The following is a 19106-nucleotide window of genomic DNA, read 5'->3' as shown; positions in this document are numbered from 1 at the left end:
AGATAACTATGAAAAAAATCCTGTTTGTTTTCTGTCTATTACTTTTTTCAGCTTTGTCCACCGGCTGTTGGAACTTGAAGGAGCCCAACCAGCGTGCTTTTATTATCGGCGTCGGAATGGACATGGCCGAGGACAAGGAGTTGGAGATTAGTTCCGAGATTGCCGTACCCGCAGGTTTGGGCAGCAGCCAGGTTACGGGTGCAGGCAAAAAAAACACATTTACGGTCGTGAGTGCGAAAGGAAAAGATTTTATGGATGCCGGACAGCATATACAGACTGAACTGTCACGCTCCTTGTTTTATGCTCATCGCCAAACGATCCTAATCGGTCAGCATATGGCCGAAGAAGGGCTGGGTAAATATCTAGACATGGTTGTTCGAAACCCAAAATCGGAATTGCGTTCCGTCATACTCGTTGTTAAGGATGGAACGGCGAAAGAAGTCATCCGTGCCGACCCTACTTTTGATCCGTTCATTAGTACGACTCTTGGCAGTCAGCAAAATGCCCTTGGCATGAAGCCCTTCTACTTCCGGATGTTATTATGCGATGCCTTCAGCGAAGGAACCCAGCCAATTGTGCCTGCCATCACAGCGGATCCTGCCAGAGGTTATGTGTACGCTGGCTCGGCTATCCTGGATAAAGATCATGGTCTTAAGCTCATCGGTTTCCTCAATCCGGAAGAATCGATGTACGATAACTGGATTATGGGTAAACAAAAAGACCTCACGGTCACTACTTCCATTGGAAAGGGGAACGAGACGATCAGTTTAGTAGTACAATCCCTAAAGCACCGCATTCAAATTAAAATGGTTAAGCATCAGCCGCAGATTCATATATCGCTGCATGGCGTTGGCAGCATTGTTGAAAACAATTCATCACTCGATCCTTCCAAGGACGATGATCTTAAAACGATTCAACGCAAGCAGAGCCAGGAAGTGGAGGAAAAGGTTCGCAATCTGGTCGGTAAGGCACAGCACCAATATAAAATCGATATTTTTGGAATTGGGGAACGTATGCACAAGCAGCATCCGAGGATATGGAAAACACTCAAGCCGCATTGGCACGAATCGTTTCCCGAACTGCCGATCACTGTATCGGTGCATCTCCGGTACAGGGATCCGGGTCAAACCAATTCTTCTCTATAGATCATCAGAAACTAGGGGAATCACACATCCCGGAAAGGAGGAGAAGCTATGAAGCTGACCGGATCGCAAATATTTTGGACGGTAAGCACCGTAGAAATCATCATGGCTGTCTGGTTAAGAGTATCGCCTGCCATCGAAACGGCCAAGCAGGATGCTTGGATATCCATCATCATTGCGGGTGCGATCGGGCTGGCCATCACGTATCTGGTCACGCATGTCAGCCTACTCCATCCCGGAGAAACCTTAACGCAGTTCAGCCGTAAGCTGCTTGGCGGCTGGATCGGAAGAATCGTGATCCTTCCCTATTTTGTGGCCTGGTTCCTGTTATCCGGAGATGTGCTCCGCTCCTTCGCGGATTTCATCCATCTGACGATCCTGGACCGGACTCCCATCTGGATTCTCATGGTCATGATACTGGCTTTGGCCGTTTATCTGACCGGCATCAGCGGGATTACCGGCATCGGCCGATTTTGCGAACTGGCAGGACCCGTGACGTTCATTACGCTGATCCTCACTTTTTTGCTGAACGCCATGAACACGAAGCTTCTCCACATCCTGCCGATCGTGGGCGACTCAAGCTGGCAAGAGGTTTTCAAGGCGTCGCTGCCGCCCGCTTCTTTTTTTGGGGAATCGTTTATGCTGTTGGTCCTTCTCGCGTTTATATCCAGCAATAAAAAAGTGCTTGCCAAAGCACTGTCGAGTGTCGCATTCACTGCCATCATGGTATTGCTGGCCACGGTTATGGTGCTGCTCGTGTTCGGCCCCTACGTGGGAATGGAGCTGAGGTTCTCTTACTTTATGCTGGTACGCAGCATAAACATCCTGAACTTTATTCAAAATGTCGATGTACTCGTGATTTTCATTTGGATTTTTGGCGTCTTCGCCAAGATCTCCCTTTACTTGTTTATCACGAGCTATGAGATGGCCCAGTGGCTTCACGTGAAAAATTGGAAAAAACTCATGTGGTTTTGTGCACCGGCAATTTTCTTCATTGGATTGTTGATTCCGAATGAAGAAACTATATTAATGATTCAAAAATTCTGGGAGAGAATCGTCATTCCAATCTGTGCAATCGCTGTTCCACTACTTCTGTGGCTTATGACGATTATAAAAAATAAAAATTATCAGAAGAAAATAAAGTATAAAACTTAGTTTGTTGATTTGACGTGGTTTGGAGATGAAAAATCTTCAGGAATATTAGACGGATACACATAGAAGTACAGCGGCAGTCTTAGACTGAAAATAAAGGTCTTAGACTGCCGCTGTATTAATTTAACCATCGTTTTCCGTTAATTCAACGTCCATAGAACTTAAGTTTTTTGATGTCAACCCCCAATCCTAATCTGCTAATTGAAAGCTCTTAACTGGATCTATGCATACACTCACTCGTTATTAGTAGCGAGTGGCGATTTTTCCGGCGAATTGACCATGCAGGGCTTGTGCCAGCGTATCCTCTTCCAGAAAATCATGGGGAAATCCCAGGGGGATGCTACTGGCTCGGGTCAACGAATCCATCTGTTCAGTTGTCAACTCGAAGGTTAGGCAGTTTAAATTATCTTTGATCTGCTTTTCCGTCCTTGCTCCGATAATCGGAATCGTCGTCCCTTCCTGTTGCCGAATCCAGTTGAGGGCTACTTGTGCAGGAGTTCTGCCGATGTCCTGAGCAATGCTTTCAACCGTTTCCAGGATGGAGCGGTTTCTTTCCGAAACACTTAGATCGGTAAAATCAACCCGTTTAGAGTCCTCTGGCCGGCCCCCTTTGTATTTGCCGGTCAGCACGCCACCACCCAACGGACCCCAGGCGAATACTCCGATGTCCAACGCTTTTGCCATTGGGATTAAATCGCGTTCCGCCTCCCTTTGGACCAAGCTATACGAAACCTGCAAACCTGTAAATGGAGTCCATCCCCGCAGCTCCGCCATTGTATTGGCTTTTGCGACAATCCACGCCGGAGTGTCGGAGATGCCGATGTACAGAATTTTTCCAGCTCGAACCTGGTCATCCAATGCCCGCATTATCTCTTCGACCGGCGTCATAAAATCCCATGCATGCAGCCAATACATATCGATATAATCGGTTTTCAATCTTTTTAAGCTTGCATCCAGGGACTGAATCAGGTTTTTGCGGTGATTCCCCCCGGCGTTGGGGTCATGTGGATTCATGGTTAATGAATATTTTGTGGTGACGACAAATTTCTCCCGTTCCGATGAGATAAATTCCCCAACGAATTCTTCGCTATCTCCTCCCGTGTACACGTTGGCTGTATCTATCAAATTTCCTCCTGCATCCACGTAAGAGTCAAAAATTTTGCGACTTTCCGTTTTATCCGCTCCCCATCCAAAGCGATCCCCGAATGTCATCGTACCCAAAGCGATGTCCGATACTCTCAGTCCACTTTTGCCAAGTAATTTGTATTTCACTTGATTTCACTCTCCCTTTAAATTTTAAAACCAAGTTTTCGTTCCGGTCCGGTAATTCACCGATTGATTTAAGATTACTAAATCATACTGAACATGTTCGATCCCCTTTCATATAACCGCAAGGTTTGCCATACGGTGTATGTTGTTTTGTACAATTCAAATCCTACAACCTAAAGTTCACTTTAGATCAAGTGGTTAAATTTTGATTTTTTCGATGTCCGTGTGAAGAACACTGTATATCTTGGTTTATTATTTCTTATCGAGTATATTCTAGAGCATAAAGAACAGCATGTTTCAATAAACGATTAGCGGAAGGTGGATCATAATCGAATGAACGAGGAATTTACAATCGGCCAGGTGGCAGAAAAGACGGGGTTGCCCATCCATACCATAAGATATTACGAAAAAGAAGGTATTCTGCCGTTCATCAAAAGAAACGAAAGTGGAAGACGTATTTTTGAATATGAGGATATCCAGTGGATCAATCTTCTTAACTGTCTTCGCGATACCGGTATGCCAATTGCTCAGCTTAAAGACTATGCTGATCTCACTTTACAAGGCGACCCAACCGGTGAAAAACGTTTGGAAATTCTTAAGAAACAAAAAGAAAAGATAGAAGAACAAGTGAATATATTGAAGTCTCACATCGAGCTGCTTAATCTTAAAATGGAGTGGTATCCCCGACTAAAAAAAGAAAATATTCAATTTGATCATGCAGTGAAAGCGTGGTTGAAGGATGGTAAATTACCTCCTGAACAATAGTGAACTATGTTTCGGCAAACGATATATGTTCTTGTCGTCCTACAGTTATTTTTACCGGTGTCCACGCCACAAAAGATGAAACTTCCTTTGCGGCAATTGGCTGCCGGTTATGTCGCATGTTCGTAAAAAAGAAAAAGAGCCGAAACATCGGCTCATTTTTCTTTAACCCCAACTTTCCGGTTAGCTCAAACCTGCTTTACTTAATCCATATGCGGCGTCTGCCGATCCAGGCACTTGTTTAAAGGCCACGTTGACCCGGTTCCAGGCATTGATCGCCATAACCGAGAAAGTCAGATCGGAGATTTCTTTTTCCGTAAAATACTCGCGTACACGGTTATAAATCTCGTCCGATACCCCATGCTCAGGCAGGTGTGTCAGAACCTCCGTCCAAGCCAGCGCAGCTCTTTCACGAGGTTCGAAGAGAGTAGATTCTCTCCAGATCGAAACATGATACAGACGAAGTTCGCTCTCCCCGTTAATTTTCGCCTGCTTGACGTGCATGTCCAGACAGAATCCGCATCCGTTCATTTGGGAAGCTCTGATGTGAACAAGATCCAGGATCTTTTCCTCCACCGAGCTTCCTTTCTCCGCATTGCTGAATTCCATCATTTTTTTGAAAAGCTCCGGAGATTGCTGCATATAATTTAAACGCTGTGTCATTTTAAATTCCTCCTCTTTGTTTTACACTTCTAAGACAATGGACGAATTAAATTTGTGACACATCTGGAATGTAGTTCGAAATAATTTTTTTCGCATTATAACGCGGTTGGCCGGACCATAATTTCGCTGATTAAGGTATCGTCCGGTTCATTGATTGCAAACGCGATAGCTCTTGCTATGCTGTATGGGGAAATTCCCATACCGCTTATCTGATTTGCCAGAGCCTGTACCTCCGGACTGGTTATACTGTCAAAAAGTTCCGTCTTCGTCAGACCCGGCGCAATCACCGTTGATCTAATATGGGAGGCTGGAGATTCTTCCAGACGCAAACCTTCCGAAATCGCTCTGACCGCAAACTTTGTAGCCGCATATACGGCGGATGTTGCAGATACCTGATAACCGGAAGTAGAGGACAAATTAATGATATGACCCGACTGCTGCTTCCTCATGACGGGTAGAACCGCAGCCATTCCATGTAAAACGCCCTTGATGTTCACATCGATCATTTGATTCCACTCTTCCACTCTTAATTCATTGAGTCTCGAGCTTGGCATAACCCCTGCATTGTTTACCAATACATCAATCCGGCCATACGTTTCCAATGCGAATTTGGCTAGATCCTTCATGTCTTCAGCGGAAACAACGTCCGCTTTTACCGAAACGGCTTCCCCGCCAGCTTGTTTAATGTCATTAACAATTATTTGCAGGCGATCCTCTCTCCTGGCTGCCAATACGATTCTTGCTCCATGCTTCGCTAACAGCTTTGCTGCCGCTTCCCCTATTCCGCTGGATGCTCCGGTAATGATCACGACTTTGTTTTTTATATTTTCCATTGTTATTGGCTCCTTATGATCTATTTTAAAAGACGTTGAATATTTAACGGCCGTTGATTTAAATTATAGACAGCAGCCCTGCATCCTCAATGGTTGATCGAATAGAATTTGTTTCATATCCAACAATCTCTTAAGTTTTGTTGATTATCTGAAGAAGAGGTATCCCGAATAATGGAAAAGGCTATTAAAACCGACCGCCGTATTCTCCGCACAAAGCAATCCATCAAAAATTCGTTCCTTGAGCTTTTTTCGGAAAAAAATTTTGAACAGATTACGATAAACGAAATAGCGGAGCGGGCAAACGTAAACCGCGGCACCGTATATTTGCATTACAGCGACAAGTACGATCTTCTCGACAAATGTATTGAAGATCACATCAATGAAATAATCACATTATGCAAGAAAAGGGATATAAGCAGTCCGGGTATAGGTAATGAATCCAAGCCTGTATTTGACTACTTCCGCGACCATTATCCGTTTTTCTCCGCGATGTTTGCCAATGAAAGAGTTTTTCTGTTCCGGGACCGGCTGCTTAACTTCCTCTCGGTCAACATGATGGCCAAGATGAACAGTTCAAATCCTATCGCCAATGAAATGCAAGCCCAGTTCATGGCTTCTGCCTTTATTGGCATTGTTGAGTGGTGGATCCGAAAACAAATGCCGCAATCCACTCAATTCATGGCTGATCAGGTGAGAAATTTATTCGAGAAAAACCTGGTTTATAGCTGAGCTCAAAAAGCCCCCGTGGGCCCTTAATCGGGCTCACAGGAGCAATTTAGACCTTATATCACCGAATCGTACATGATATACCGCGTATACATCTCTTACATCATTTGGTATATTCATCCGGTGATTACCTTGAATTCAAAATCTGATTCGAATCAATTAATATAACAAGGGAAAAACCGTATGGAATAGGATTCCGTTACCGAGTTTATAATATCCGGTGGGGGGATAATTTCCATGAATACCATAAGTACAAGCATTGAAGTTAATGAAGCCAGTCTCAGGAAAGAATTCGATCATTGCTCGGATATCGTATTCCGTTCTTTTAGGTTAAGGGACCAAACTTTACTTTTACTTGTCTATTTTGATGGAATGACCCGCCTGCAAAGCGTAGAGGATAACATACTGAAGCCGCTTCTATTCAGCGGACTGCCGCAAGGCATAGATCGCATACAGTCTCTGGGCGAGATGTTCGGCCGCGAATGGCTTCCATTAACCGACATAAAAAAGGACAAATCGCTGGAAGACCTGGTCCATCACATTCTGCAGGGAAGTCTGGGCATATTGGTGGAAGGAGAAGCATCTGCGCTATCCGTTCAGGTTCAGGGCTATAAGACGAGAAGCATTGAGGAGCCGAAAAAGGAATCGACCTTGCGCGGATCCAAAGAAGGATTTGTTGAAGATATCCACACGAATGTGTCCCTGATTAGGCGAAGAATCATTCATCCCCATTTGAAGACGGACTCGTTTACGATAGGTACATACACGCAAACCGAAGTGATCCTTGCTTACATGCAAGGACTTGCGGACGAGAAGGTATTAGCGGAAGTAAGAAAAAAGCTCGAAAAGATCGAGATTGACGGCATCATCGATTCCGCCTATATCGAGGAATGGCTCGAAGAAAGCTCTTTTTCCATTTTCCCGCAAATCCAAAATACCGAGCGACCGGATATCGTCACCGCAAGTTTATTAGAGGGAAAGATCGCTCTCCTCACGAACGGAACTCCGTTTGCCCTCATTCTTCCGGTGACTTTCTGGTCAGGTCTTCAATCGGCGGACGATTATTTTGAGAGGTTTATATTCGTCATCTTAATTCGGTTCATCCGATTCTTGATGACTTTTATTTCATTTTCCCTGCCTGCTTTATACGTATCGCTGTCAACGTTCCATCCGGAGATGATCCCAAGAACACTCACGATCAGTATTGCAACCGCCCGAGAACAATCACCATTTCCGACCGTAATCGAAATGCTCCTTATGATGATTATATTCGACGGACTCCAAGAAGCCGGGGTTCATATTCCCAATCAACTCGGCCCTGTCATGAGCATTATAGGTGCACTGATCATCGGCCAGGCTGCCGTTGAAGCCGGCATCATTTCTACGCCGATCATCATTGTGATTTCTTTAACGGGTATCGCAGCGTACATGATCCCAAGATATAGCGCCGCACTTCCCTTTCGGATCATCCGGTACCTGCTGCTGTTCACTTCAGGCTTGCTCGGCTTTGTAGGATTTGCATTCGGCATGATCTTCATGTTGATCCATTTGGTCTCGCTAGAGTCATTCGGAACGCCGTACTTAAGCCCTATTGCCCCATTCGACGGTACACGTATTAAGGACCTAATCATCCGCTATCCCTTTTGGATGAAGAACGGCCGGAATAAGAAAGGACGTCAGCAATGATGCGAACCGTCTTCCTGGCTTTTTTCTCTGTAGGCCTTGTTTTGTCCACTTCCGGCTGCACCGATTTTGTCGAGTTGAATCAATTGGCTTTCATTATAGGGACAGCAATTGATTATGCCGAGAACGGGCAAATCGAAGTCAGCCAGCAGATCGTCATTCCTTCCAAGAAAGAAGACCCGTCCAAGAGAGAAGGCTCCAGCAGTTTTTTCGTTATGTCGGCTAAAGGTAAAGATGTTTTCCAAGCCACTCAGAAAATTCAGCTGCGTATGTCCCGCAAATTGATGGCGAACCATCGGATGATCATCGCTATTAGCGAAGAGTACTTCAAAAAGGACGACGTAAGAAAGCTGTTCGATAAACTCATCCGGGACCCCGCAAACAATCTAAGGGATACGATCGTCATGATTAAAGGAGGAAGTGCCAAGGAATTTCTGATGCTTAACCATCCCATAGAACCTCTCTCTACCATTGCTGTCGGAAAAGAGCTGCAGATTAACGGAATGAGAAGCTTTTCTTCGAGGCAGTTCGTGATTGAGACCCTGACCAAAGGGGCACGGCCATTCATGCCGGTCCTCCAAATCGAAAATGTAAAGCTGAGCAAAGAACATGACAGTCCTGTTGCGGAGTTGCACGGTTTTGCGGTGCTTGACCATCATCTTAAAGTCAAAGGGATATTGGGCTTACCTGAAGCCCCAGGAGCCATATGGATGTCGGGAAAAGGCTCCTCACAGGGAGCAACGATTCCCTGGAACAACAACAAAGACGTCGTATCGTTTCGACTGACCCGTCTTCAACGACAAATGACCTCCGCCAACGGCCATGATCCCAAACACATGGTCCTAACCGTTAAGGCACAGGCTTATCTTCTTGAGAACACGTCCCAACAAGACATGTCCGAGGTAGAGAACATGATGGAGCTTCAGAAATGTCTGAACAAGCAAATCCAAAAGGAACTGCAGTCTACAATTGAAAAAGTCCAGCAGTGGGGGCCTGATGTATTCGGCATCGGCGAGTACCTTCACCACAATTATCCTTACTGGTGGAAATCGCAGCGAGACGATTGGGATGACAAATTCAAGCGGATTGAGGTTACCGTCAAAACGGATATCATACTCAGGTCCATCGGCGTGAGCGGCGCACCGGTGAAATGAATACGGAAAAGAGTGAGTGACTGATGAAAGTAAGCGGTTATCAGATATTTTGGATGATTAGCATCTCTTCGATGATTATATTTTCCTACCTTCCGATCAAACTAGCCGCAGAGAAATCATACCAGGACAGCTGGATTTCCATTCTGCTGGGCGGCTTGATCATGATGACGATCACCTGGATGGTTCTCCGGGTATGCAGGCAGAATATGGACAAGACCTTGGTTGGTTTCATGAAAGATCTGTTAGGCACCGTACTCGGAAAGATCATCGTGGCCGTGTACTTTTTGCATTGGTTCATGCAAATGTCCTTGATCGCAAAAGGTACGGCCGATTTTCAAAATTTAGTCATGCTCCACAACACGCCCATGATCGTCATTTTATCATGCATGATGTTTCTTGCCGTTTATGCGCTGTATAAAGGGGGGATTACGGTGATCGGCCGTTGTGCGGAAATCATCGGCCCTTTTTTCGTATTTATGTTGTATGCCCAGCTGTTTCTGAATCCGCAAGACATGGACATAAAGCGAATTTTACCCATTTATGCCGACTCCGGATGGTTCTCCATTCTAGAGGGTACGTTAAGCTCCGTCAACTATATGATAGATCCTTCAATCATCCTGATGCTGTTCTTTTTTGCCGAGAACAAACAAACGGCCTCACGCGCGATCCTGTGGGGAACGGCAGTTTCCATGCTATGGGGCGTCATAGCCACGCTGGTTGTTCTTTTCGTGACCGGACCGAGCATTGCAGCCGAACTGGTTGTTCCCATATACTCACTTTCGAAGTATGTCTCGATCCTGAATTTTGTTCAGAATATCGATGCTATATTCATCCCCCTCTGGATTATCGGTGCCTTCATTAAAGTAGCGGTATGCTTATTCATCCTAAGTTACGGGTTGTCGGAATGGACCGGCTTTACAAACTGGAAGCGGATCGGCTGCGTCATCTCGGTGATTTGGCTGGCTTACGTACTCTATGGTTCGCATAATATCCGGATCTCGAATACGCTTAGAAGCACGCTTCTCGTCTCCTTCTTTTACCCGCTGGTTTACATAGGAATACCACTGATCTTGTGGTTCATCGGCAGCATAAGAAAACATTGGAAGACATGATTGTCACAGAATTCATTGGTGTGTTGTCTTACATATGAAAGGCAAACAAGCCCCATAGATGGGTAACTAATTAGGAGGATCAACATGAAGATTGTAGTTATTGGCGGCAGTGGGCTAATTGGAACCAAACTCGTGAATAACCTAAAGGCTCTCGGCCATGAGGTAACAGCCGCTTCGCGTTCTTTGGGCGTAAATACCCTCACAGGTGAGGGACTGGCAGAAGCACTTCATGGTGCTGAGGTCGTTGTAGACGTTTCGAACTCGCCTTCGTTCGAGGATAAGGCAGTTCTGGAATTTTTCGAGACATCCACGCGCAATCTCCTTGCCGCCGAGGCAGCCGCTGGCGTGGGACACCATGTTGCTTTGTCGGTCGTTGGTACCGAGCGGCTTCTTCAAAGTGGATATTTCCGTGCGAAAATGGCTCAAGAAGAGCTGATCCAGGATTCCAAGATTCCCTATACGATCGTCCGCGCGACGCAGTTCTTCGAATTCCTCGGCGGTATTGCCGATGTGGCCACCGAAGGAGACATCGTTCGTTTGCCTCCTGCCCTGATGCAGCCTATCGTTTCGAATGATATCGCCGCCGCGCTGGTTGACTTCACACTTGGAACGCCCGTGAATGGTATCGTAGATGTGGCTGGTCCGGATCAGTTCCGTATGGACGAACTCATTCGGCAATACTTGAGCGCCATTCAAGATCCGCGGCAGGTGGTCACAGACAAAGACGCGCTATACTACGGATCCGTAGAGGTGAATGATCAATCTCTCGTCCCAGATGAGCAAAGTGCGCGCATTACAACGACACATTTTCAAGATTGGCTTAGCAATTTGATATCCCAGAGGTAATTTCCCCAAATTCAAAATTATATTTTGTAAAGCATGGCTTAACTGATTTCATGGACGAATTACATTGCCACCATGAAGCTGCGACCGTTCCTCGGTACTCCACTGAGAAATGGTCGCTTCCTTACTTTCTGAGGACATTCACAACGAACGATGAGTGTTATATTTCATCAGCAAAAAGCCACTTCTCATTTTAAGAGAGAGTGGCTTTATCGAATTCTCCTTATAAGTTATTATCTTCGTTCCAGTTCCTTGGCAAAACCGGGATAAGAAAGACCGATTGGTTTAGAAGTTTGTCCCTATCACGAGCCATTTCGCTCTTTCCTTCCAGGCATAATTACATTGGATTAAACGACCTCATCGATACATTTGGATGCGTTACCGGCTTACATAACGATAATGCGTGTGCCCACTTCTCAAACCACTCTTTATCTTTCCAATCCAAGGACAGATCGATAAGTTCAGGTAAGTCGTCCATCCATATTACAACGTTGTTATTCCAATTAACCCGATCCGTTGAAACTTCGATAATTCCCAAGTCATGTGGAATTGTGGCTTGAACCAAAACCGTGGATTCCCGCATCAGCAACAAAAAGCCGGTTACCTTCTGCCCTCTGTAGCAGGCAGATACCCAATCTCCTTCGGTCATAATCCCATCAGCCTCCAATGAATTTGTACTTAGAATTAATGGATCGCCTTTATTTATACTTATGCTTCATGACATCAAATTAGAAAAAAAGCCTGGTTATTCCTAGTTATCTTAGGTCAGCATCTGGTCGGTTTATGCTGTTTGACCGCGGATCATAATGTTCGCTTCGCCTCGTTTTTAAGATACGCTCTATCGTTCCGCAAAGCCTAAGGCCTGCAGCGCAGATATCGATATGTAACTCTGTCTACTCGAACATCGACTTGTCGCTGTCCCTGTAGAAACCAAACGTAAAAAGGTAATGTGATTATTATGTTTTAAATTAAGCTGTGCGCTGAGCTTAAAGTCTTGCGGTTCTTATGGTACGGTTCACCGTAACGGGCCTATCTGCGAAAAACACTCTCGGTACAGATTTGTCTAGGTAGGGAGGAAATCGTCAATTGAAAATAGACAAAAACTGCCGACACTTTGTCGACAGTCTGGATGATCCCAATTGGATGCCCCTCTCCGCGCGTTTTTCCACAATCAATCTTATTGTTGAGAAATCGACTCTTTCAGGATCTCTCTAAAACTTTTTGGAGGCCGATCAAATCAGCTAGAGCAGGATCGACTTGTGCGAAGTCTCCGTGACGGCTCGCCAGAAACATCCCCATCCGCATAGTTATACTCGCTTCCGGCACGCCTTGAGCCAGCATGCGGTTTCGAAACTCTTCGTCCGACACAACGATTCGACGGATGGTCCGCCCTAAGACTTCAGAGGCGATTGTCGCAATCCCTTCCATGTCAATGGCCTCGGATCCAGTAAGATTAGGGCTCATACCATACAATTTCTGCTCACTAATGATCGCCGCCGCAGCCTCGGCCAAATCAGAGTGGGCTGTCCAGGCAACCGGACCGTCCTCAGGGGCGATCAGTTCCCCTGTTTTTATGGCTCCACCGATCAACAGTAGTGCCGATGCGGCGTAGTAGCCATTACGGAGCGACGTGAAGGCAATACCTGAAGCTTGGAGCAATTTTTCGGTAGCTGCATGGTGAATCATAGGAGCGAAGTGTGATGTTGGGGAAGAGCCCATGTGACTTGTGTATAGCACCCGACTAACCCCTGCCTTCTTTGCCGTGTTAATCGCGGTTTGATGCTGCTGAATGCCATGCGGGATGTCAGCTTCGCCCATGATGCCGGACGAAACGATGAGAGCCTGTGACGCCCCCTCAAAGGCGTGGCGCAGACTCTCGGCATGGTCGTAGTCGCCCCGTCGGACACGAACTCCACGTTCACGAAGCTCTTGTGCTTGATTCGGATCGCGGACGCTGACACCGATCTGCTCGGCAGGTACACGCTTAAGTAGCTGTTCTACCACAGCCCGCCCCAATTTCCCAGTTGCTCCTGTAACGATAATCATGGCAAACAACATCCTTTCATATGTATCATAGTGTTTATACGCGAACAGTCTTCCCATTTCTAAATTGCATATTGGGGAAAGAAGCGCCGGCGATCTCCTGTTCTGGTATCGCATCTTCAATTTCCCTGACATCATCTTCAGTCAAATGAATATCAAGCGAATGCAAAGCTTCTTGAAGATGAGCCGGCGATACGGTACCGATAAGCGGTATGATGTCTTCGCCTTTGGATAAAATCCATGCAAACGCCAGTTGGGATAACGTCATTTGTTTTTTTGCGGCGATCTCTCCCAGCTTTTGGGCCAGGGCAACGTTTTTTTCTATATTCTCTTCAAAAAACAACGGAACGTAGCCGCCTTTACTCTTTTGGATTCGCTCATCTGTCCAATGGCCGGCAAGAAGACCATGAGCCAATGCCCCAAAAGCAACTACGCCGATGCCCAATTCCCTCGCAGTCGGTAAAATATCTTTCTCGATGCTTCGGTTAAAAAGCGAGTATTCAACCTCCACCCAGCTGATCGGATGCGTGGCATGCGCTCTTCTCAACGTCTCTGCGTCGACCTGGCTGACTCCGATCTGCCTGACATAGCCGGCCTTAACCAGATCGGAAATAGCGCCGATCGTTTCTTCAACAGGGATACCCAGATCGATTCTTGCAGGCTGATACAGATCAATATAATCAAGATGGAGTCGATTGAGCGAATAGGCAAGATAGCTTTTAACATGATGAGGGGTTACATCCAGTCCGTACAAGGAGCCGCCCGGCGTATTTAATGCCCCGAATTTCAGCGATATATAATAGTCATCCCTTTTGTATCCCTTCAGCGCTTCGGCGATGACCATCTCGCTTCGGCCGGCACCGTAAAAATCCCCTGTATTGAGATGATGGATTCCACTCTCAAAAGCGGCATGAATGGCAGCAATGCCAGCATTTTTGAGAGCTTCGTTGACATTTGACATATGGCCGCAGCCAAGTCCAATTCTGGAAAGCTCCAGTCCGTTTTGTTGATCATTCATCGTGACCATCTCCTGAGCTTCAAAATCATATTATGTAGTCGTCTACATATTTGTTTAAAAAAATATACATAATACATGGCAAATTCATCACTTCGGCGGCTGTTTTTCGACGTTTTCAAAAGCACGGGTCAGCAAAGAAACAAACATGGCCTTTTCGGCATCAGACATCCCTTGCGTGATCAATTCTTCAGATTTCGAGAAGGCATCACTCCTCTCACTAAGAAATTGTTTGGCTTTATCTGTGATGTCAATACGGAGGTTGCGTCCATCCGTAGGGTTGCTATTACGCGTGACAAATCCGGATCTTTCTAAACCGTTTAATAAATTGGTCACAGACGGACCGCTTAGAGCCATTGTTTTTTCAAGATACTTACGATTGATCTCTATATGCTCCTCAATGGATTGATGAATATGCGAGAGAAGAATCGCTTGCGAGCTATTCAAGCCATGATCCTTCAGAAGCTGGTCGATGATTTCCCGGACCCGTTGTGCGATTACTTTGATGTATAGGCTATAGGGGTACATGTCAAAAATGCTTGGCATAGGTTTCTCCTTGAACTCATGTAGATGTCTACACTATATATTGGGTTTTTAGTTTTGTCAATGACTCCTTCTATGCGATCATCAGCGCAGTCACAAGTCTGTAATCGTTATCACTCCCTCTGATAATCAAAAAATAGTCCGGGTCTTTTTGACCTGTTGGAACGGCCCTATTCCGTTTTCGCCTTCTATTTGTCATCGATCATATTCATGATTCTTTTGATCACCGTGACCGCTTCCGCCCGGGTCGTTTGGGCTTGAGGCTTCACCGTGCGATCGGGGTATCCCGAGAGGATCCCTCGTTCTGCCGCGGCTTCGACGGCATTCTTCGCCCAATGTGAGATACGATCCCCATCGGCGAAGGACGGAATGGCCTTCGTATTCTCCACATGCAAGGCATTCGCCGCCATCACCGCCATCTGCTCTCTCATGATGGGCTGATCCGGCATGAAAGTATTGCCGTCGTAACCCCGGATCATTCCATCGGTATAAGCCGTTGAGATGGCCTCCCTGGCCCAATGGTTCTCCGTATCGATGAACACTTTATCTCTGCCTTCGGTTTCTGGATTAATTTAAGGTATTATCAACAGGATCAGCCCCCAATTGTCACTTCCAAAACCATAGCAACCGATGCCTTATAGGAACCATCCTCTCTATTTGCCTATGTAATGAATAGGGTATTCAATAATTTGCTGGTCTTTCATCGAAGCTCGAGATCGATTGACGATTATATGCCTATCATGCAAAATAATGGTTATCATCGGATAGTGACTAATCATCTAAAATGGAGTTGATTTCAAAACGGAATGAAAAATCCAGTTGAACATTTGCTTTCAGATGAATCGCTTGATGCAGAAACGACTCGTTTTGCCCGTCTGATCCATACCTATACTCCATTTGACGGCACCTTTAGCCAGTGCATTCCCGGTTTGAACGTCAGCCGTTATTCAAAAGTAAATATGGACTACGTAAGAACCTTCAACTCCCCCTCTCTGTTAATCGTTGCACAAGGTGCAAAGGCCGCCACCGTGGGGCAGGAGACCTATCAGTTTGGCCGGTCACATATGCTCATGTTCCCTGTCGCTCTACCGATCGCTGTGAAGACCATACAAGCCAGCCCTTTTGAACCTTTTTTGAGTGTAAAGCTGGACCTTGACCCACAAAGGATTGCTGAGTTGGCACTGAAAGTGTATCCCCAGGGCTTGCCTGCCATTGTGGAAAGACGAGCCGCTTATGTCATTAGTGCCGATTTGGGGATGATCAAAGCTGTATCGAGGCTTCTGGAATGCCTTTCTAATCCCGTCGAAGCTAAATTGCTTGCCCCGCTTGCGGTGGATGAGATATTAATACGAGTCCTGCTCAGCCCTGTTGGCGTTCATGTCGCTGAAATTTGTTCTGCCGACTCGAGCATGCAGCGAATTGTAAAGTCAATTATGTGGCTTCACGACAACTTCTCCCAGCAAATGAAGATTCGGGATTTGGCCAAGTTGGTACATATGAGCGAGTCCTCATTTCACGAGCATTTTAAGGCAGTCACTTCAATGAGCCCACTGCAATACCAAAAAGCGCTGCGCCTTCATGAAGCGAGACGTCTGATGGTTTCCAGCTCTATGGATGTAAACACGGTTTGTCAGCTGGTGGGGTATGTAAGCACGTCTCAGTTTAGCCGAGATTACAGCCGCTTTTTCGGTAGCCCACCAAAAAGAGATATCGCTAAATTACGTCAACAAAAGTAAAGTATACAGTAAAAACTCCAACGTCCTCGGACGTTCCTGTATACAGATTAATCCTTTAGCGGCCAGAGATCAGGGTGTATTCCGGGAGGAATAGGCAAAAAGTGACGAGGAACTGGCAAAAATCTGAGCGATACGCAGACTATAATGAGTTAGTCTTGAGGCCGGCGATGCCAATCTTTTATTCGCCATATCGATGCTTCAAGTAGATCCACTTTTAAGGAGGATATCATTATGCGTATTTTTGTCACAGGAGCGACGGGCTTCATTGGTTCCGCCGTCGTGAGCGAACTCATCGAAGCAGGACACCAGGTTGTCGGCCTTGCCCGCTCAGACAAGGCCGCCGAATCGTTGACGACAGTCGGGGCCTCGGTGCATTGTGGTGCCCTCGACGACCTCGACAGCCTGCATAAGGGCGCTGCCGCAGCAGACGGCGTTATTCACTTAGGCTTCAAGACCGACTTCGCGGATTTCTCCGATGCAGTCGCAGCCGATCTGCGCGCCGTCGAAACGTTTGGTACAGCGCTTGAGGGCTCCAATAAGCCATTTGTGTTCACCACAGGTTCCTTAGTGGTCGCATGGTCGAACCCAGTTACGATTCTAGGAACGGAGGAGACCGCGGTCGACTCCAATGTACCACGGGGGGCAGCGGAGAACGCGGCAATTGCTCTGGCAAATCAAGGGGTACGGTCATCGGTCATTCGTCTCGCACCAACCGTACACGGCCCGGGCGATCATGGCTTCATCTCCATGCTGATCGACATAGCTCGTAATAAAGGGTTCTCTGCCTATGTCGGGGACGGGTCCAACCGCTGGCCGGCTGTTCATCGCCTCGATGCGGCGCGCTTGTACCGTCTCGCAGTTGAATCAGCATCAGCTGGTTCACGGCTGCACGGTGTCGCCGAAGAAGGCATTCCATTCCGTGACATCGCCGGCGCCATCGGTCGTAACTTAAACCTGCCAGTAGCCAGCATTTCCCGTGAAGAGGCAGAAGCCCATTTCGGCTTTCTCGGCCCCTTTACGTATACCGACAACCCAATATCGAACACGCTGACAAGGGAACGCTTGGGCTGGCGGCCCGTGCACCCTGCATTGATCTCAGATATCGATCAGGGGCATTGCTTCAACAACAACTGAACCGCAGGGCTACATTAGTATCTTAGTGCCTGGGTTTCATTCGTGAGTCCAGTTGTGTGATTACTCTGCCAGTACCTACTACGCAGATGGGTAACTTTTTTTCAAAACAGGGAGAGTATTGGAAGACACTGAAGAATGAACACACTTGTGTTGACACTATAGCCTGTATAATCAGAAAGAAGAAGACATCTAACCTCAATATGGAGAGAGATGTCTTCTTTTTTGGTATCCAATGGGGGCCTAGTGATGGGACCTTGTTCCTCTTTAACCTTCCTGCCCGTTAGCTTAACCCCAAACACAAAACAGCCATCTCCTCCTCAGCGGACGGAAATGGCTGATACGACGGTACCGGTCAGACGTTTGCCGTCATCGCGCCTTTGCGAGTTTCGTGCCGCGAACCGATGCCGCAGCATATACGACAAGCGCTGTCCAGATGAGAACGAAGCCGATCAAGAGAACCGACGAGACCGATTCCTGGAACACGAATACGCTCAGTAACAGCATGATCGTCGGCCCGATATATTGTACGAAGCCGAGCGTGGACAGCGCCATCCGGGCGGCCGCTCGTGCAAAGAAAAGCAGCGGCAGCGCTGTTACCACACCGGAAAGAAGCAGTTCGATGAATGTCGGCACAGGCAGCGTCCATGCCGTCGTCTTTCCCACGGCGGCCAAATAAATCCAGTAGCCGAGTGCAACGGGCAGGACTACAGCTGTCTCCGACAGCAAGCCTACAGAAGCGTCTTGTCCGATCTTTTTCTTCGCGAGGCCGTACAAGCCAAATGTCGCGGCCAGTGAGATTGAGATCCATGGGAACCGTCCGTAGTCGATGGCGATGATGAGCACCGCGGCACTGGCGATGGCAATCGCGAGCCACTGGCCACGGCTTGGCTTCTCACGAAGGAAGACAACCGCAAGCAGCACGTTCAGCAGTGGATTCAAATAATAGCCGAGACTTGTCTCGACGACATGATCGTTGTTGACCGCCCAGATGAAGATGAGCCAATTCGCAGCGATCAGCAGTCCGCTAGCGGTGAGCGACAGCAGGAGCGAGCGACTAGCCGCGATCCGCTTCATGTCACCCCAGCGACGCTGAACTGCGACAAGAATACCCATAAAGACGAACGACCAGACAACCCGGTGTGACAGAATCTCTCCTGCCGGCACATCGTTAAACAACTTCCAATAAAGCGGGAGAACCCCCCACATGATATATGCGATAATAGCATTGACCAACCCGTTGTTCATCATCAATTTCCCTCTTCTCACTTCGATGTCTTAACGGATTATACGCCTGGA

At 47.0% G+C, this 19106-nt stretch carries 19 protein-coding genes; 10 read left to right on the top strand and 9 right to left on the bottom strand.

Annotated features, from left to right (window positions below; genetic code table 11):
- Positions 1-8: 8 nt before the first annotated feature.
- Positions 9-1145 (top strand): Ger(x)C family spore germination protein, encoded by a 1137-nt coding sequence (locus FHS19_RS15125; RefSeq protein WP_183582589.1) that lies wholly within the window; start codon positions 9-11, stop codon positions 1143-1145.
- Between the two features lie 48 nt (positions 1146-1193).
- The gene (locus tag FHS19_RS15120) at positions 1194-2297 is read left to right on the top strand and encodes a GerAB/ArcD/ProY family transporter (RefSeq protein ID WP_183582588.1); all 1104 of its coding nucleotides are present in this window, start codon (positions 1194-1196) and stop codon (positions 2295-2297) included.
- A 240-nt stretch (positions 2298-2537) separates the two neighbouring features.
- Here FHS19_RS15120 and FHS19_RS15115 read toward each other — a convergent pair whose 3' ends face one another.
- Entirely contained in the window at positions 2538-3566 is a 1029-nt protein-coding gene (locus FHS19_RS15115) for an aldo/keto reductase (protein ID WP_183582587.1), read from the bottom strand.
- A gap of 330 nt (positions 3567-3896) precedes the next feature.
- Between FHS19_RS15115 and FHS19_RS15110 the strand changes: the two genes are divergently transcribed.
- Positions 3897-4328, top strand: a complete 432-nt coding sequence (locus FHS19_RS15110; protein WP_183582586.1) for a MerR family transcriptional regulator — start codon at positions 3897-3899, stop codon at positions 4326-4328.
- A 180-nt stretch (positions 4329-4508) separates the two neighbouring features.
- Here the strand turns inward: FHS19_RS15110 and FHS19_RS15105 are convergent, their stop codons facing one another.
- Both FHS19_RS15105 and FHS19_RS15100 read right to left on the bottom strand, forming a co-directional pair.
- Positions 4509-4988 (bottom strand): carboxymuconolactone decarboxylase family protein, encoded by a 480-nt coding sequence (locus tag FHS19_RS15105; protein WP_183582585.1) that lies wholly within the window; start codon positions 4986-4988, stop codon positions 4509-4511.
- 95 nt (positions 4989-5083) lie between these two features.
- Entirely contained in the window at positions 5084-5821 is a 738-nt protein-coding gene (locus FHS19_RS15100) for an SDR family oxidoreductase (RefSeq protein WP_183582584.1), read from the bottom strand.
- 171 nt (positions 5822-5992) lie between these two features.
- On the opposite strand from FHS19_RS15100, the gene FHS19_RS15095 reads away from it, so the two are divergent.
- From FHS19_RS15095 to FHS19_RS15075, 5 genes are all read left to right on the top strand, one after another.
- Positions 5993-6550 carry a TetR/AcrR family transcriptional regulator gene (locus FHS19_RS15095; protein ID WP_183582583.1) on the top strand — a complete coding sequence of 186 codons (558 nt, stop codon included), beginning with the start codon at positions 5993-5995 and terminating at the stop codon, positions 6548-6550.
- Between the two features lie 234 nt (positions 6551-6784).
- Complete coding sequence (locus FHS19_RS15090; RefSeq protein WP_183582582.1) at positions 6785-8233, top strand: spore germination protein; 1449 nt, start codon at positions 6785-6787, stop codon at positions 8231-8233.
- Positions 8230-9384, top strand: a complete 1155-nt coding sequence (locus tag FHS19_RS15085; RefSeq protein ID WP_183582581.1) for a Ger(x)C family spore germination protein — start codon at positions 8230-8232, stop codon at positions 9382-9384. Before FHS19_RS15090 ends, FHS19_RS15085 begins: the two co-directional genes overlap by 4 nt.
- Positions 9385-9407: 23 nt before the next feature.
- On the top strand, positions 9408-10496 hold the full coding sequence (locus FHS19_RS15080; protein ID WP_183582580.1) for a GerAB/ArcD/ProY family transporter: 1089 nt from the start codon (positions 9408-9410) through the stop codon (positions 10494-10496).
- A gap of 84 nt (positions 10497-10580) precedes the next feature.
- The gene (locus FHS19_RS15075; protein WP_183582579.1) at positions 10581-11342 is read left to right on the top strand and encodes an SDR family oxidoreductase; all 762 of its coding nucleotides are present in this window, start codon (positions 10581-10583) and stop codon (positions 11340-11342) included.
- Positions 11343-11676: 334 nt separating this feature from the next.
- On the opposite strand, the gene FHS19_RS15070 is transcribed toward FHS19_RS15075, so the two are convergent.
- From FHS19_RS15070 to FHS19_RS35500, 5 genes are all read right to left on the bottom strand, one after another.
- On the bottom strand, positions 11677-11988 hold the full coding sequence (locus FHS19_RS15070) for a hypothetical protein (RefSeq protein WP_183582578.1): 312 nt from the start codon (positions 11986-11988) through the stop codon (positions 11677-11679).
- Positions 11989-12539: 551 nt separating this feature from the next.
- Complete coding sequence (locus FHS19_RS15065) at positions 12540-13385, bottom strand: NmrA family NAD(P)-binding protein (RefSeq protein ID WP_183582577.1); 846 nt, start codon at positions 13383-13385, stop codon at positions 12540-12542.
- 34 nt (positions 13386-13419) lie between these two features.
- On the bottom strand, positions 13420-14400 hold the full coding sequence (locus tag FHS19_RS15060) for an aldo/keto reductase (RefSeq protein ID WP_204797526.1): 981 nt from the start codon (positions 14398-14400) through the stop codon (positions 13420-13422).
- Positions 14401-14487: 87 nt separating this feature from the next.
- Complete coding sequence (locus FHS19_RS15055; protein WP_183582575.1) at positions 14488-14943, bottom strand: MarR family winged helix-turn-helix transcriptional regulator; 456 nt, start codon at positions 14941-14943, stop codon at positions 14488-14490.
- A gap of 185 nt (positions 14944-15128) precedes the next feature.
- Positions 15129-15482 (bottom strand): S-layer homology domain-containing protein, encoded by a 354-nt coding sequence (locus tag FHS19_RS35500; RefSeq protein WP_183582574.1) that lies wholly within the window; start codon positions 15480-15482, stop codon positions 15129-15131.
- Positions 15483-15746: 264 nt separating this feature from the next.
- Between FHS19_RS35500 and FHS19_RS15045 the strand changes: the two genes are divergently transcribed.
- Positions 15747-16676, top strand: a complete 930-nt coding sequence (locus tag FHS19_RS15045; RefSeq protein ID WP_183582573.1) for an AraC family transcriptional regulator — start codon at positions 15747-15749, stop codon at positions 16674-16676.
- 231 nt (positions 16677-16907) lie between these two features.
- A complete protein-coding gene (locus FHS19_RS15040) occupies positions 16908-17810 on the top strand; it encodes an SDR family oxidoreductase (protein ID WP_183582572.1) in 903 nt (300 codons plus the stop codon).
- A gap of 366 nt (positions 17811-18176) precedes the next feature.
- Here FHS19_RS15040 and rarD read toward each other — a convergent pair whose 3' ends face one another.
- Positions 18177-19055: an EamA family transporter RarD gene (gene rarD / locus FHS19_RS15035; protein ID WP_183582985.1), complete on the bottom strand. Its 879-nt coding sequence runs from the start codon at positions 19053-19055 to the stop codon at positions 18177-18179.
- Positions 19056-19106 lie beyond the last annotated feature (51 nt).

This window comes from Paenibacillus rhizosphaerae (genome assembly GCF_014192015.1).
Lineage (GTDB): Bacteria > Bacillota > Bacilli > Paenibacillales > Paenibacillaceae > Paenibacillus_AQ > Paenibacillus_AQ rhizosphaerae.
The sequence above is the reverse complement of the archived record's forward strand: the minus strand, read 5'-3'. Positions and strand labels throughout refer to the sequence as shown.

Bases quoted from the DNA above. Each gene is read 5' to 3' on its own strand.
- FHS19_RS15125 (WP_183582589.1), top strand. From the start codon at position 9: ATGAAAAAAATCCTGTTTGTTTTCTGTCTATTACTTTTTTCAGCTTTG.
- FHS19_RS15120 (WP_183582588.1), top strand. From the start codon at position 1,194: ATGAAGCTGACCGGATCGCAAATATTTTGGACGGTAAGCACCGTAGAA.
- FHS19_RS15110 (WP_183582586.1), top strand. From the start codon at position 3,897: ATGAACGAGGAATTTACAATCGGCCAGGTGGCAGAAAAGACGGGGTTG.
- FHS19_RS15105 (WP_183582585.1), bottom strand. From the start codon at position 4,988: ATGACACAGCGTTTAAATTATATGCAGCAATCTCCGGAGCTTTTCAAA.
- FHS19_RS15100 (WP_183582584.1), bottom strand. From the start codon at position 5,821: ATGGAAAATATAAAAAACAAAGTCGTGATCATTACCGGAGCATCCAGC.
- FHS19_RS15095 (WP_183582583.1), top strand. From the start codon at position 5,993: ATGGAAAAGGCTATTAAAACCGACCGCCGTATTCTCCGCACAAAGCAA.
- FHS19_RS15090 (WP_183582582.1), top strand. From the start codon at position 6,785: ATGAATACCATAAGTACAAGCATTGAAGTTAATGAAGCCAGTCTCAGG.
- FHS19_RS15085 (WP_183582581.1), top strand. From the start codon at position 8,230: ATGATGCGAACCGTCTTCCTGGCTTTTTTCTCTGTAGGCCTTGTTTTG.
- FHS19_RS15080 (WP_183582580.1), top strand. From the start codon at position 9,408: ATGAAAGTAAGCGGTTATCAGATATTTTGGATGATTAGCATCTCTTCG.
- FHS19_RS15075 (WP_183582579.1), top strand. From the start codon at position 10,581: ATGAAGATTGTAGTTATTGGCGGCAGTGGGCTAATTGGAACCAAACTC.
- FHS19_RS15070 (WP_183582578.1), bottom strand. From the start codon at position 11,988: ATGACCGAAGGAGATTGGGTATCTGCCTGCTACAGAGGGCAGAAGGTA.
- FHS19_RS15065 (WP_183582577.1), bottom strand. From the start codon at position 13,385: ATGATTATCGTTACAGGAGCAACTGGGAAATTGGGGCGGGCTGTGGTA.
- FHS19_RS15060 (WP_204797526.1), bottom strand. From the start codon at position 14,400: ATGAATGATCAACAAAACGGACTGGAGCTTTCCAGAATTGGACTTGGC.
- FHS19_RS15055 (WP_183582575.1), bottom strand. From the start codon at position 14,943: ATGCCAAGCATTTTTGACATGTACCCCTATAGCCTATACATCAAAGTA.
- FHS19_RS15045 (WP_183582573.1), top strand. From the start codon at position 15,747: ATGAAAAATCCAGTTGAACATTTGCTTTCAGATGAATCGCTTGATGCA.
- FHS19_RS15040 (WP_183582572.1), top strand. From the start codon at position 16,908: ATGCGTATTTTTGTCACAGGAGCGACGGGCTTCATTGGTTCCGCCGTC.
- rarD (WP_183582985.1), bottom strand. From the start codon at position 19,055: ATGAACAACGGGTTGGTCAATGCTATTATCGCATATATCATGTGGGGG.